Below are 12,633 nucleotides of genomic sequence, written 5' to 3' on the forward strand. Positions count from 1 at the left end.
GGACGGTCTTACGGATCTGTCATACGACAATGACCGCCGCCGGAACCGGGCAACAGGACGGGGCCGACCGGTTTCCGACTCCTACCAATTGATTGATTGGCCTATCAACCGTCCAAGGCTTGAATTCGTCGGTACTAATCGGCCGGTTAGATTGCAATTGCGACAGAAGCCGTGTCAGGCTGGTTCGTCAAGGGCATCAAGGAGATCGCGCCTGGTGCCGACGGGGTGAGGGGGCCCCGACTGGTTTCGGGAGAGCGTGATGGCCGGCGCGCAAACGCAGCCACCCGGCGTGGATTACCAAGCCCTGTTCCAGGCCCTGCCCGGTCTCTATCTGGTGCTGAAACCCGATGATCTGACGATCGTGGCGGTGACGGACGCCTATCTCGCCGCCACCATGACGCGGCGCGAGGAGATCCTCGGCCGCAACATCTTCGATGTCTTCCCCGACAATCCCGACGAGCCCGAGGCCACCGGCGTCGCCAATCTGCGGGCCTCGCTCCTGCGCGCGCGGGCGAACAAGACACCCGACGCGATGGCGGTGCAGAAATACGACGTGCGCCGTCCGGCCGAGCAGGGTGGCGGGTTCGAGGAACGCTATTGGAGCCCCTTCAACTCGCCGGTGCTCGACGCCGAGGGCAATGTCGCGCTGCTGATCCACCGGGTCGAGGACGTGACCGACTATATGCGCGCGAAGTCGCTCGAGCTCGAGAAGGAACAGCAGGCCAGGGCGCTCCATGAGAAGATGGAGGCCGAGATCTTCCAGCGCGCCCAGGCGCTGCAGGATGCCAACAAGAAGCTGCGCGACAGCGAGGCGCGGCTGCAGGTGCTCAACGACACGCTCGAGGAGCGGGTCAGGGACCGGACGCGCCAGCTCGAGGAGGAGATCGAGGAACGCGAGCGCACCCAGACCGCGCTGCGCGAGGCGCAGAAGCTCGAAGCGGTGGGCCGGCTTGCCGGCGGCGTCGCCCACGATTTCAACAACCTCCTCACCATCATCCTCGGCTCGGTCGATCTGGTTCGCGACCAGGTGGCGCCCACGGGCGCCCGCCTGGTCGAGGCCATGGAGCATGCCGCGCTCCAGGGCACACGGCTGACGCGCCAGCTTCTCACCTTCACGCGCCGGCAGGCGCTCCGGCCCGAGATCATCGATCTCGCCACCCGCTCGGAGGGCATGACCGATTTCCTGGCGCGCGCGCTCGGCGGCAATATCCGGATCGTCGTGACCTTCCCCCACGATCTCTGGCCGATCGAATGCGACCTCGGCGAGATGGAGCTGGCGCTGATCAATCTCTGCGTCAATGCGCGCGACGCGATGCCGGAAGGCGGGCTGGTGCGGATCGACGGGCGCAACGTGACCCTGCGCGGCGCCGATTATCCCGGCGCCGCCTATACCGGGGATTTCGTCGCCTTGAGCGTTTCCGACAACGGCACCGGCATCGAGCCCGACGTGCTGGCCCATGTGTTCGAGCCCTTCTTCACCACCAAGGTCGTGGGCAAGGGCAGCGGGCTGGGGCTGAGCCAGGTCCATGGCTTCGCCCAGCAGGCGGGCGGTCTCGCCACGATCGAAAGCAAGGTCGGCGACGGCACGACCGTGACGCTCTGGCTGCCGCGCAGCTACGTGGATGCGCCCACGAAGGCGACCGACGATCGCCAGCACCTGGCGCGCGGCATCGGCCTGGTGTTGCTGGTCGAGGACAATGACGGGGTGGCCGAGACCGCCATGCGGATGCTCGACCTCATCGGCTACCGCTCCCATTGGGTGCAGGATGCGGGCACGGCGCTCGCCCTGCTCCTGGGCGGCCAGCGCTTCGATCTGGTGCTCTCGGATATCGTCATGCCGGGCAGCATGACCGGCCTCGACCTGGCGCGCCGCATCCGGCGCTACTTCCCCTCGCAGCCGATCCTGCTGGTGACCGGCTATAGCGATGCCGCGGCCGAAGTGGCGGCGGAGGGATTCTCGATCCTGGCGAAACCCTATCGCGCCAATGCGCTGTCCGACGCGATCCGGACCAGCCTCACCATCGCCAACCGGGCGCGGCGCAGCAGCGCCTGAGGCCGCGGCCGAAGGGCGGCGCTCAGCCCTGCTCCTCCGAGAACTCGGCCTCGAGCTCCGCCTCGAGGTCCAGCAGGTCCTGCGGGACGGGCTGGCCGGTGGCGCGCCATTCGTTCAGCTTCTCATGGAGCTGGAGATAGAGCTCGTGCTTGTCCTCGGGCTGATTCTCCATCTGCTCGAGCAGCGTCTCGATCTGGGCCTTGATGGCTTCGAAAGCCATGAGACGTCCTCCCACTATGAACGGCGCGGGCCTTCGCCCGCTCTGGTGGGGAGTCTAGCCGCGATCGCCGGCCGTCGCCAGTGAGGCGCTTTAGCGCGGGGCTGGCGCCCTCAATCCCCCAGCGCGTTCAGGACCAGGCTGTGGAAATGGTGGAGCGCATGCTCGCTGATGTCGCTGCGCTCGGCATCCACGATATACCGGCCCTGGTGGTAGCCTTTCGAACGCAGGCCGCGCTGCACGCTCTCGACCAGCCCGATATCCTCGGGCTGCAGCACCCTGTCGACATACTCGACCGCGGCCCGTTCCTCGTCGTTCGGCTCCTGGCTCGAGAAATAGAAGTCCCAATATTCGCGGCAGGTCTCGGGGCCGGTCGGAATGATCTGCAGCACGCTCAGGTTCGGGCAGCCGGGGAAGGTGTTGAGGGTGATGTTGGGCCAGAGATACCAGCCCGAGAAATGCAGGCTGCTGTCCTGCCGCGCGGCATCGAACTTGTAGGCCTTGTTGTCGCCGCCGGTCATGGGGCCGATATGGCTCGAATAGATGCCGTGCGTGATCGAGCGGTATTTCTTGATGTCGATCAGGTCGGAGAAGGCCGGATGGGCCGGCGGGCAGTGATAGCATTCGAGATAGTTGTCGACGACGTTCTTCCAGTTGGCCTTGAGGTCGAAGGTCAGCCGGCGCGAGAAGGTCAGCTTCTCCACGTCGGGTACATAACCTCGGACTTCTTTCGCAAGATCGCCCGATTGCACGGCGAGCGGCGGTGCCGCCGGGTCGAGATTGACGAAGAGGAAGCCCAGGAAGCTCTCGATCTGCACCTCCTTGAGGCAGAACTCGTCCTTGTCGAAGCCCGCCACCTTCTCGCTGCCGCGCGCCGAACGCAGGCTGCCATCGGCATGGTAGGACCAGGCATGGTAGGGGCAGGTGATGACCTTGGCGTTGCCTTCCCCCTGCAGCAGCTCATGGGCACGGTGGGCGCAGACATTGTAGAAGGCCCGGATGCGCTGGTCCTTGGCGCGGATCACCAGGATGTTCTGGTCGAAGATCGAATGCGTGAAATAGTCGCCGACATGGGCGACCTTCTCGCCATGGCCGATGAAGATCCAGCTCTTGAAGAAGATCGCGTCGCGTTCGCGCGCCAGGACCTCGGGTTCCCGGTAATAGGGGGCCGACAAGGTATAGGAGTGCGCGGGATCGACGTTGAAGCCGGCCAGCTTCGGCTGGCGGAGCGCGGGCTCGTCTCTCGGCATGGCATCCTCTCCCAGGGAACGGGCGGCCCGGGACCCGGCCGCCATTTCGACGTCTGCCATTATCGAGGGCGCGAACCGCGCCACAATGGTGCCCGGGGGAACCAAGAGGAGCCCGCCAAAGGCCCGTTATTCGGGCATCAGCGCCCTTAGGAAAAGCAGGAACACCTCGCGCTCCGAGGTGATGTCGAGCTTGTAATAGAGCCGGCGGCGGTGGTTCTTCACCGTGCCGCGGCCGATCTTGAGCTTGCGGGCGATCTCGCTCGAGGGATAGCCCTGCAGGATCAGCGCCACGATATCGCGCTCGCGCCGCGTCAGGTCGGCGCCCAGCATCGAGACCGGGTCGACGGCGCGGGGTGCCGGCTGCGGCGAGAGCCCCCGCGTCTCCAGCGCGATCATCCGTCCCGCCGGGGCCAGGGGGAAATCGGCGCTCAGGCTTTCGGCATGGAGGACACGGCCGTCGGCAAGGAAGACATCCGCCTCGGCGCCGTTCGCAAGCCCCCCGAGCGCCGGGCCGATCGAGGGATCGCGACGCTCCGCTTCCGCCCAGTCGGCATCCTCATAGACCCGGTGGCCCGAGCGGTCGAGCAGCAGCGTGGCGCGCGGCAGATGCAGGCCGGGCTTGCCCGGGTTGAAGCGCAGGTCGAGGAAGATCCGGCCGATATGGGCGTCATGCAGCCCGGCGGCAGCGGGATAGATCGCCTGCGCGCGCTCGATCTCGCGCTTGCTGAAGCGTCCCTTCGAGCGTTCGATGAAGAGGCCGATCGCCGAATGGCCGACATTGGGCAGGAACAGGCAGAGCTCGTCGGCGATATGGGCCTGGCGCTGGAAGAAACGATGATAGTCGCCGCGCCGCAGATCCGCCGAGGCCACCGACCGGTAGGGCACGACCCCGCAGCGTCTTTGCTCATGCCAGTGGCGATAGAAGGGGTCGAACCGGTAGAAGCCGGTCAGATAGAGGTCGGCCAGCCGATCCGGGAATTTCTCGCGATAGAGGAAGTCGGGCGCCGCATAGCGCGGATAGCGCAGTACCATCGCCATGTCATGCGGGATGGCGTCGCTCAGGAGATGGAGCAGATGGCGATAGAAGGCATCGGTGCCGATCGCCTGCGCGGCCTTGCCCACCAGATCGAGCGTATGGGAATCGATGCTGCGCGACGACAAGGGCTCCACCCCGCTTGGCGGAACCGATCCTCATGGATGGACCCGCGCCCGGTCAAGCGCATGACGGCGGCATGACAGAAGGGCCGGTCGGTGACTCGCTTCCTACCCGCGTGCTATCGTGACAGCCGGCAGCCCAACCTTGACGGCACAATCGGGGAGACATCCGATGCGGGTGGGAGTGAGATCGCTGGGACTGGCGATGCTGATCGCGGTACTGGCCATGCCTCTCGAAGCGCAGCAGCTCTATGTCTATCCCGGCAAGGGGCAGACGCCCGAGCAGCAGGCCAAGGACACGCAGGAATGCCAGGGCTGGGCGGTGAGCCAGGCCGGAACCCCTTACCCCAGCGGGGAGCAGCCCAGCGGCGGCGTGCTCCGGGGCGCGGCGGGCGGCGCCATGATCGGCGTGGTCGGCGGCGCCATCGGCGGCGATGCGGGCCAGGGTGCGGCGATCGGGGCCGCGACCGGCGCCCTCTTCGGCGGCATCCGCCAGCATCGCCAGCGGCAGCAGCAATATAACCAGCAGCAGTACCAGGCCGACGCCTATAACCGCGCCCTTGCCGCCTGCCTGCAGGGCCGCGGCTACACCGTCAATTGAGCCGGGGGAGCTTCCGATGCGCATGAAGACAATCGCGCCGCTCGCCGCCGCCCTGGCGTCGCTGGCGAATCTCGCCTGGGCCGGCACGATCGATCCGGCGAAACCCGCCGTTTGCGCCATGATCGAGACCTTCGAATGCGTGCCGGGCGAGAATTGCATCGCCGACACCCCCGAGGGCATCAACCTGCCACGCTTCATCAAGATCGATTTCGCCGCGAACAAGGCCTATGGCGAGCACGCCTCCGGCGAGGAGCGGAGCGCCGATATCCTGACGCAGAAGGTCGATGCCGGGCGCATCATCCTGCAGGGCATCCAGAACGGAAATGGCTGGACCGCCATGATCGATCAGGCGACCGGCAACATGTCGCTGTCGATCGCGGGCAGCCAGGTCGGGTTCGTGATCTATGGCGCCTGCACGCAGATGTAGGCCTCAATCCGCCGGCGGCTCCGGATAGAAGATCGCCCCGGCCGCGAAGGCGGCCGGCAGATCGACGCCCGGTGCCACCTCATGGCCCAGCGCCAGCAGCTCCGGCAGGAGATGCGTGTGCGGGCCCGCGATGGACGAGGTGCCGGGCGGCGGGATGGGGGTGCGGATCTCGGCGCGGGCCAAAGCGCTTTCGACCACGCGCACCGGGCTTTCCTTCAGGATCGCACCGCCGACGGCCGGCAGATAGTCCGGCCAGGGCAACCCCTTCGCCGCGTTCAGCACGGCCATGAGGGCGGGATTGCCGGTGCGGATGCAGAACCGCATGGTGCCGCGCCCGATCCCCAGATCATAGAGAGGCTGCTGCCGCTCCGGAGGCTCGATCGCGCGCCGATCGGGCCCTAGCGAGGCGAGGCCGCCCGCGACCGGCAAGGCCGCCCGCTGGCGTGCCAGCGCGAAGACCAGGGCGAGCGGCTCGCTCGCGCCCGGTGTCTCGTAAAGGGCCAGCACCCGAACCGCGGGTCCGATCCCGAGCCGCAGCGCCCCTTGCGCGCTGCGCGCCGTGACGCCGCCCTCGGCAACGTCGAGATCGCAGGCCTCGCCCGGTGCCACGCGGAATTCCGCCACGGCGCCATAGCAGCCGACCGCCCAGCTGCCCTCGCGTCGTTGCAGCTTCTCCCGCACGAAGTCCCTCATCTCCGCCTCGGTCCAGGGCAGGCGCGCGAGCTTCAATCCGAGCCGCTCGAAACGGGTCGGCAGGCCCGCCCAGATCCGGCGACGCTCTGCCTCGCCGAGCTGGCGCCAGACCGCGATCTCCTCGCCCGAGCGCGCGCAGCCGAGGCAGAGACCGCTGCGCTCGTCCATGCGGCAAACCCCGATACAGGGACTGGGCATCAAGGCGGAGGGTTGGAGGGTCATGTCACGCCATGCTTCCCCTCCCCCGTCTTCGGGGGAGGGCCAGGGAGGGGGAAGACGCGATGAGCGATGCCATTCGAACTCTACAGATGCCCTGGTTGGTCGACCGAGTCACCCCCCTCCCTCACCCTCCCCCGGAACGGGGGAGGGGACAAAACTCCGCGCCGCCATCACGATCTCAGCGCCCCCGCCAGCATGGCGCGGAACTTGCGGTCGCGCTTGAGGTGCCATTCGCGGCTCATGGCCTCGGGCCCCGTCCCGCAGCGTTCGGCATAGAGCAGCACCCAGACCCGGCCGCGCGTCGATTTGGCGCCGGTGCCGTCGTTATGCTGCTGCAGCCGGCGCTCCAGATCGAGCGTCCAGCCGACATAGGTACGGCAATCGCGCCGGCGGCGGCTGCCCAGGACATAGACGAAACCCGGCGTCATGCCCTCTCGATCTCTTCGCGCTTGAGCTCCAGCTCGAGCCATTCATGCTCGGCCTCGGCCAGCGCGGCCTCGCGCTCATGCAGGCCCGCCGTGGCCTTGTCGAAGGTCGCGCGATCGCGCGCATAGAGCGACGGATCGGCCAGCAGCCCCTGCAGCTTCGCGATCTCGGCCTGCAGCTTCTCCATCCGGGCCGGCAGCGCCTTCAGCGCGTGCTCCTCCTTGAAGGAGAGCTTGCGCCGCGGGGCGGGCGCCGCGCGCGGCGTCTCCTCCCTGGCCGCCCGCCGCGGCTTCTCGATCGCCTTCGCCTCGACGCCACTGCCACGCTGCAGGACCATGTCGGAATAGCCGCCGGCATATTCGGCCCAGCGCCCCTGCCCCTCGCTGACGATGACGGAGGTCACGACGCGGTCGAGGAAGTCTCGATCATGGCTGACCAGCAGCACCGTGCCGTCATAATCGGCCAGCATCTCCTGCAGGAGATCGAGCGTTTCCAGATCGAGATCGTTGGTGGGCTCGTCTAGAACCAGGAGGTTGGAAGGCCGCGCCAGCGCCCGCGCGAGGATGAGCCGCCCGCGCTCGCCGCCCGAAAGGACGCCGACCGGCGTGTTGGCCTGCTCCGGCGAGAACAGGAACTCCTTCATATAGCCGATGACATGCTGCTTGCGGTCCCCGATCGCGACCGTGTCGCCGCGTCCGCCCGTGAGGGTCGTCGCCAGGGTCGCGGCCGGGTCGAGGCTGTCCCGGCGCTGATCGAGCGTCACCATCTGCAGATTGACGCCGAGCTTCACGCTGCCGCTGTCGGGTGCGATCTGCCCGGTCAGGAGATTGAGCAGCGTGGTCTTGCCGGCGCCGTTCGCGCCGATGATGCCGACCCGGTCCCCGCGCTGGATGCGGGTGGAGAAGTCGCGGACGATCGGATTGTCGCCATAGGATTTCGAGATCTTGCGCGCCTGGACGACGAGCTGGCCCGAGAGCTCGCCGGCGCTGGCCTCCATCGCCGTCATGCCCGCCGGCGCCTTGGCCGTGCGGCGCTGCTTGCGCAGCTCGAACAGGGCCCGCAGACGGCCCTGGTTGCGCTTGCGCCGCGCCGTCACGCCGCGATGCAGCCACTCCATCTCGGACGCGATCTTGCGGTCGAGCTTGTGCCGCGCGACCTCCTCCTGCTCCAGGATCTCGTCGCGCCAGCTCTCGAAGGCGGCGAAGCCCTTGTCGAGCCGGCGCGCGCGCCCGTCGCTGAGCCAGACGGTCGCTTGCGACAGCGTCTCCAGGAAACGCCGGTCATGGCTGATCAGGATCTGGGCCGAGCGGGCCCCCTTGAGCTCGGCCTCGAGCCATTCGATCGCGGGCAGGTCGAGATGGTTGGTGGGCTCGTCGAGCAGCAGGATGTCGGGCTCGGGCGCCAGGGCGCGCGCCAGCGCCGCGCGCCGCGCCTCGCCGCCCGAGAGCCGCGCGGGGCTCTCCTCGCCAGTGAGGCCCAGCTGCTCCAGCAGGTATTTCGCGCGATAGGCATCGTCGCCCGGCGCCAGCCCGGCCTCGACATAGGCGAGCGTGGTCGCGAAGCCTGAGAGGTCGGGCTCCTGCGGCAGGTAGCGCAGCGTCGTGCCCGGCTGCAGGAAGCGCTCGCCGCCATCGGGCTGGATCAGGCCCGCCGCGATCTTGAGCAGCGTCGATTTGCCCGAGCCGTTGCGGCCCACCAGGCAGAGCCGCTCGCCCGCCGACAAGGCCAGCTCGGCGCCCTCGAGCAGCGGCGTGCCGCCGAAGGTCAGATGGATGTCGCGCAGGATCAGGATCGGTGGGGCCATGGCCGCTCCTTTACAGGGTCGGCTCGCGCGGCGGCAAGCCCCGACCGCCGCTCTCTCTTTGCGTCATCGAAATAACCGTTCGATGGAACCTTTTCTCCCTCGCCCCCACGAAGTGGGGGGCGAGGAAGGAAACGCCGATACCCAACCGCCTGAAAGGACTGCGGCAATAGAACCTACTGTCGGTTTTCCGGGGCTTCTGGCAGCATCCGGCCGCGCGCCCGGACCCGGGGCGCGCGCCATTCCTCATTTTCTCGTCATTCAGGAGCAACCCCCATGGGGCATAGAGACATTCTCATCGCCTGCGGTCTGACGCCGGCCGAGATCGAGGGCGGTGCGATGGCCGTGCGCACGCCGATCGACGGCGCGGAGATCGCGCGCCTCAAGACCCATGGCGCCGCCGACATCGCGCCCCTGATCGCGAAGGCCAAGACGGCGTTCGAGCGCTGGCGCCAGGTGCCGGCGCCGCGCCGCGGCGAGCTGGTGCGGCTGTTCGGGGAGGAGCTGCGCGCCAACAAGGAGAAGCTCGGCCGCCTGGTCACGCTCGAGGCCGGCAAGATCCTGCAGGAAGGCCTGGGCGAGGTGCAGGAGATGATCGATATCTGCGACTTCGCCGTGGGCCTCTCGCGCCAGCTCTACGGCCTCACCATCGCCTCCGAGCGGCCCGGCCATTCGATGCGCGAGACCTGGCATCCGATGGGCGTCTGCGGCGTCATCACCGCCTTCAATTTCCCGGTGGCGCCCTGGGCCTGGAACGCGGCGCTCGCCTTCGTCTGCGGCGATCCCGTGATCTGGAAGCCGTCGGAGAAGACGCCGCTTTGCGCGCTGGCCGTGGCGAAGATCTTCGAACGTGCCGCGAAGAAATTCGGCGGCGACGCGCCGGAGGGATTGCTGCAGGTCGTGATCGGCGGCCGCGAGACCGGCCAGATCCTGGTCGAAAGCCGCGACGTGCCGATCGTCTCGGCCACGGGCTCGACCGCGATGGGCCGCGCCGTCAGCCCCAGGGTGGCCGAGCGCTTCGGCCGGGCGATCCTCGAGCTCGGCGGCAACAATGCCATGATCGTGGCGCCCTCGGCCGATCTCGAGCTCGCCTTGTGCGCGATCGTGTTCTCGGCCGTCGGTACCGCCGGCCAGCGCTGCACCAGCCTGCGGCGCCTGATCCTGCATGAAAGCGTCCATGACACGCTCCTCCCGCGGCTGACCGCCGTCTATGGCAAGCTGCCGATCGGCGATCCGCTGACGCAGGGCGTGCTGGTCGGCCCGCTGATCGACGCGGCCGCCTTCGCCGGCATGAGCAAGGCGCTGGAACAGGCGAAGAAAGAGGGCGGCACCCTCCATGGCGGCGGCCGGGCGCTGGCCGACCGCTATCCCAACGCACATTACGTTCATCCGGCGATCGTCGAGATGCCGTCGCAGACCGAGATCGTCCGGCACGAGACCTTCGCGCCCATCCTCTATGTGATGAAATACCGCGAGCTGGCCGAGGCGATCGCGCTCCACAACGCGGTGCCGCAGGGCCTCGCCTCCTGCATCTTCTCGACCGACATCCGCGAGACCGAGACCTTCCTGTCGGCGGTGGGCTCGGATTGCGGCATCGCCAACGTCAATATCGGGCCCTCGGGCGCCGAGATCGGCGGGGCCTTCGGCGGCGAGAAGGAGACGGGCGGCGGGCGCGAATCGGGCTCGGATGCCTGGAAAGGCTATATGCGCCGCCAGACCAACACGGTGAACTATTCGCGCGCCCTGCCGCTGGCGCAGGGCATCAAATTCGAGATCTGAGGCGAGCCCATGCTGTTCACGAAGATCGCCGTCCTGGGCCTGGGCAAGGTCGGGACGTTGGCCGCGTTGCTGCTGCATGAATCCGGATTCGAGGTGACGGCCTTCGACATGAAGGCGCCGCGCGATCCGCTCCCCTTCCCGGTCCAGCCGGCCGACCTGAAATCGGAATCCGATCTGCGTCAGGCGCTGGGCGGCGTCGAGGCGGTGCTCTCCTGCCTGCCCTATCACCTCAACGCTTCGCTCGCCCGCATCGCCCATGGGCTGGGGCTGCACTATTTCGATCTGACCGAGGATGTGCCGACCACCAAGGCCATCATCGATCTGAGCAAGACGGCCAAGGGCCTGATGGCGCCGCAATGCGGCCTGGCGCCGGGCTTTGTCGGCATCGTGGGCTCCGACCTCGCCCGCCAGTTCGATCATTGCCGCTCGATCCGCATGCGCGTCGGCGCCCTGCCGCGCAACCCGACCGGCCTCATGGGCTATGCCTTCAACTGGTCGCCCGAGGGCGTGGTCAACGAGTATCTCAACGATTGCGAGGTCATCGAGGAAGGCCAGAAGAAGCTGGTCTCGCCGATGGAATGGATCGAGACGCTCTATATCGACGGGGTGCGGCTCGAGGCCTTCACCACCTCGGGCGGGCTCGGCACCATGTGCGACACGTTCCTCGGCAAGGTCGACAATATCGACTACAAGACCATCCGCTATCCCGGACATGTGCAGCTCATGAACTTCTTCTTCCATGAGCTCCTGATGCGCGAGCGCCGCGAGCTCGCGGGCCAGATCCTCACCCACGCCAAGCCGCCGGTCGACGATGACGTGGTCTATGTCCATGTCGCGGCCGAGGGCACAGTGAACGGGGCGCTCCGGCGCAAGGAGTTCGTGCGCGCTTATTATCCGCTGGAGCTCGCGGGCGCGCGGCGCACGGCGATCTCCTGGACCACCTCGGCCTCGGTCGCCTCGGTCATCGAGATGGTCCGCGACGGCGCGCTTCCCGCGCAGGGCTTCCTGCGCCAGGAGGACATCCCGCTGGCGCCTTATCTCAAGACGACGACGGGGAAGCTGTTCCAGACGGGTGGGCGATGAGCGCAGATTTAGTAAGTAATCCCCTCCCCCAACTTTGGGGGAGGGCGAGGGAGGGGGATGACTCGGTCGGTGATGCAAGAACGCACGATCCTCGCGCGGCATCTTCTATCGAGTCATCCCCCTCCCTGACCCTCCCCCTGAACGGGGGAGGGGATAAGAGTCGCTTCGCTCATCCTTGCGGTGCCGGATACCCGACCGGGAATCCGCTGACGAGCCGCAGATGGTTGAGCAGGCCCAGCGACACCTCGCCCGTCACCGGCAGGCCGTAATCCTGCTGGTAGCGGCAGATCGCATCGCGGGTGCGCGGCCCCAGCCTGCCGTCGGCGCTGCCCGGGCGATAACCCTTCGCCTGCAGCGCCTCCTGCACCGCGGTGGTGTAGATCGCGAACAATTCCGGCGACACCGGGATCTCCGTCGCCGCCGACACCGGCATCGCCGCCAGGTCGTCGCCGGTCGGTCCGGTGGCGGATGGAGACGCCATGGGACGGGGTGAGCTGGCGACGCCTGACGGCGATCCGGCGTCAACGCTCGCCTGAAGGCGGGCGCTGCGCACGGGCGGGTTGGTGTAGCGGAGATGGCTGAGCAGGGCCTGGCTCGGCTCGCCATCGACGGGCAGCCCGGCATCCTGCTGATACTCGCCGATGGCCTGGCGCGTGCGCCAATCGACCGCGCCATCGGCACTGCCGGGATCGTAGCCATGGATCGCGAGCTGCCACTGCAGCTCGCTGATCTCCTGGACGGTCAGCGGCTGCGTCTCGTACGCGCCGTATGTTCCGTAGGCGGTCTCGTCATCGTAGCCCTGATCCTGCGCCGCTGCGTTCTGGGCTGTCCCCGTACCGCCCAGCAAGAGGACGGCGGCGAGGGCCCAGCCGAGCCGATGGGGCGAGATCAGAACGGGCGTGGCGGTCATGCTTTCCTCCGCGCGGCAG

The 12,633-nt window shown here is 67.8% G+C and carries 12 protein-coding genes; 5 read left to right on the forward strand and 7 right to left on the reverse strand.

From position 1 onward, the window contains the following. The first annotated feature begins 259 nt into the window (after nucleotides 1-259). Nucleotides 260-2,053, forward strand: a complete 1,794-nt coding sequence (locus FRZ61_RS22475) for an ATP-binding protein (protein ID WP_151119839.1) — start codon at nucleotides 260-262, stop codon at nucleotides 2,051-2,053. A gap of 22 nt (nucleotides 2,054-2,075) precedes the next feature. On the opposite strand, the gene FRZ61_RS22480 is transcribed toward FRZ61_RS22475, so the two are convergent. From FRZ61_RS22480 to FRZ61_RS26710, 3 genes are all read right to left on the reverse strand, one after another. Next, nucleotides 2,076-2,273, reverse strand: coding sequence for a hypothetical protein (locus FRZ61_RS22480; protein WP_151119840.1), 198 nt, complete (start codon nucleotides 2,271-2,273; stop codon nucleotides 2,076-2,078). Nucleotides 2,274-2,383: 110 nt separating this feature from the next. After that, entirely contained in the window at nucleotides 2,384-3,520 is a 1,137-nt protein-coding gene (locus FRZ61_RS22485) for an aromatic ring-hydroxylating oxygenase subunit alpha (protein ID WP_151119841.1), read from the reverse strand. A gap of 126 nt (nucleotides 3,521-3,646) precedes the next feature. Next, the gene (locus FRZ61_RS26710) at nucleotides 3,647-4,681 is read right to left on the reverse strand and encodes a helix-turn-helix transcriptional regulator (RefSeq protein ID WP_225308953.1); all 1,035 of its coding nucleotides are present in this window, start codon (nucleotides 4,679-4,681) and stop codon (nucleotides 3,647-3,649) included. Nucleotides 4,682-4,847: 166 nt separating this feature from the next. Between FRZ61_RS26710 and FRZ61_RS22495 the strand changes: the two genes are divergently transcribed. Together FRZ61_RS22495 and FRZ61_RS22500 are read left to right on the forward strand one after the other, a co-directional pair. Further along, complete coding sequence (locus tag FRZ61_RS22495; protein WP_151119842.1) at nucleotides 4,848-5,276, forward strand: glycine zipper domain-containing protein; 429 nt, start codon at nucleotides 4,848-4,850, stop codon at nucleotides 5,274-5,276. Nucleotides 5,277-5,292: 16 nt separating this feature from the next. Beyond that, nucleotides 5,293-5,703 (forward strand): hypothetical protein, encoded by a 411-nt coding sequence (locus tag FRZ61_RS22500; protein WP_151119843.1) that lies wholly within the window; start codon nucleotides 5,293-5,295, stop codon nucleotides 5,701-5,703. Nucleotides 5,704-5,706: 3 nt separating this feature from the next. Here FRZ61_RS22500 and FRZ61_RS22505 read toward each other — a convergent pair whose 3' ends face one another. The 3 genes from FRZ61_RS22505 to FRZ61_RS22515 all read right to left on the reverse strand — a co-directional run bounded on the left by FRZ61_RS22505 (nucleotide 5,707) and on the right by FRZ61_RS22515 (nucleotide 8,845). Further along, nucleotides 5,707-6,564, reverse strand: coding sequence for a DUF1289 domain-containing protein (locus FRZ61_RS22505; RefSeq protein WP_407657876.1), 858 nt, complete (start codon nucleotides 6,562-6,564; stop codon nucleotides 5,707-5,709). A gap of 221 nt (nucleotides 6,565-6,785) precedes the next feature. Beyond that, entirely contained in the window at nucleotides 6,786-7,043 is a 258-nt protein-coding gene (locus FRZ61_RS22510) for a GIY-YIG nuclease family protein (protein ID WP_151119845.1), read from the reverse strand. Continuing rightward, nucleotides 7,040-8,845, reverse strand: a complete 1,806-nt coding sequence (locus FRZ61_RS22515) for an ABC-F family ATP-binding cassette domain-containing protein (protein ID WP_151119846.1) — start codon at nucleotides 8,843-8,845, stop codon at nucleotides 7,040-7,042. The genes FRZ61_RS22510 and FRZ61_RS22515 overlap by 4 nt, the downstream gene beginning before the upstream one ends. Before the next feature lie 273 nt (nucleotides 8,846-9,118). Here FRZ61_RS22515 and amaB point away from each other — a divergent pair, with 273 nt between their 5' ends. Both amaB and FRZ61_RS22525 read left to right on the forward strand, forming a co-directional pair. Further along, nucleotides 9,119-10,621 (forward strand): L-piperidine-6-carboxylate dehydrogenase, encoded by a 1,503-nt coding sequence (gene amaB / locus FRZ61_RS22520; protein ID WP_151119847.1) that lies wholly within the window; start codon nucleotides 9,119-9,121, stop codon nucleotides 10,619-10,621. 9 nt (nucleotides 10,622-10,630) lie between these two features. Then, entirely contained in the window at nucleotides 10,631-11,704 is a 1,074-nt protein-coding gene (locus FRZ61_RS22525) for a saccharopine dehydrogenase family protein (protein ID WP_151119848.1), read from the forward strand. A 169-nt stretch (nucleotides 11,705-11,873) separates the two neighbouring features. Here FRZ61_RS22525 and FRZ61_RS22530 read toward each other — a convergent pair whose 3' ends face one another. Then, nucleotides 11,874-12,614 (reverse strand): peptidoglycan-binding domain-containing protein, encoded by a 741-nt coding sequence (locus FRZ61_RS22530; RefSeq protein WP_151119849.1) that lies wholly within the window; start codon nucleotides 12,612-12,614, stop codon nucleotides 11,874-11,876. Nucleotides 12,615-12,633: the final 19 nt, after the last annotated feature.

It is taken from the genome of Hypericibacter adhaerens (assembly GCF_008728835.1).
GTDB lineage: Bacteria > Pseudomonadota > Alphaproteobacteria > Dongiales > Dongiaceae > Hypericibacter > Hypericibacter adhaerens.

Bases quoted from the DNA above. Each gene is read 5' to 3' on its own strand.
- FRZ61_RS22515 (WP_151119846.1), bottom strand. From the start codon at position 8,845: ATGGCCCCACCGATCCTGATCCTGCGCGACATCCATCTGACCTTCGGC.
- FRZ61_RS22480 (WP_151119840.1), bottom strand. From the start codon at position 2,273: ATGGCTTTCGAAGCCATCAAGGCCCAGATCGAGACGCTGCTCGAGCAG.
- FRZ61_RS22530 (WP_151119849.1), bottom strand. From the start codon at position 12,614: ATGACCGCCACGCCCGTTCTGATCTCGCCCCATCGGCTCGGCTGGGCC.
- FRZ61_RS22525 (WP_151119848.1), top strand. From the start codon at position 10,631: ATGCTGTTCACGAAGATCGCCGTCCTGGGCCTGGGCAAGGTCGGGACG.
- FRZ61_RS22500 (WP_151119843.1), top strand. From the start codon at position 5,293: ATGCGCATGAAGACAATCGCGCCGCTCGCCGCCGCCCTGGCGTCGCTG.
- FRZ61_RS22505 (WP_407657876.1), bottom strand. From the start codon at position 6,564: ATGGACGAGCGCAGCGGTCTCTGCCTCGGCTGCGCGCGCTCGGGCGAG.
- amaB (WP_151119847.1), top strand. From the start codon at position 9,119: ATGGGGCATAGAGACATTCTCATCGCCTGCGGTCTGACGCCGGCCGAG.
- FRZ61_RS22475 (WP_151119839.1), top strand. From the start codon at position 260: ATGGCCGGCGCGCAAACGCAGCCACCCGGCGTGGATTACCAAGCCCTG.
- FRZ61_RS22485 (WP_151119841.1), bottom strand. From the start codon at position 3,520: ATGCCGAGAGACGAGCCCGCGCTCCGCCAGCCGAAGCTGGCCGGCTTC.
- FRZ61_RS22510 (WP_151119845.1), bottom strand. From the start codon at position 7,043: ATGACGCCGGGTTTCGTCTATGTCCTGGGCAGCCGCCGCCGGCGCGAT.
- FRZ61_RS22495 (WP_151119842.1), top strand. From the start codon at position 4,848: ATGCGGGTGGGAGTGAGATCGCTGGGACTGGCGATGCTGATCGCGGTA.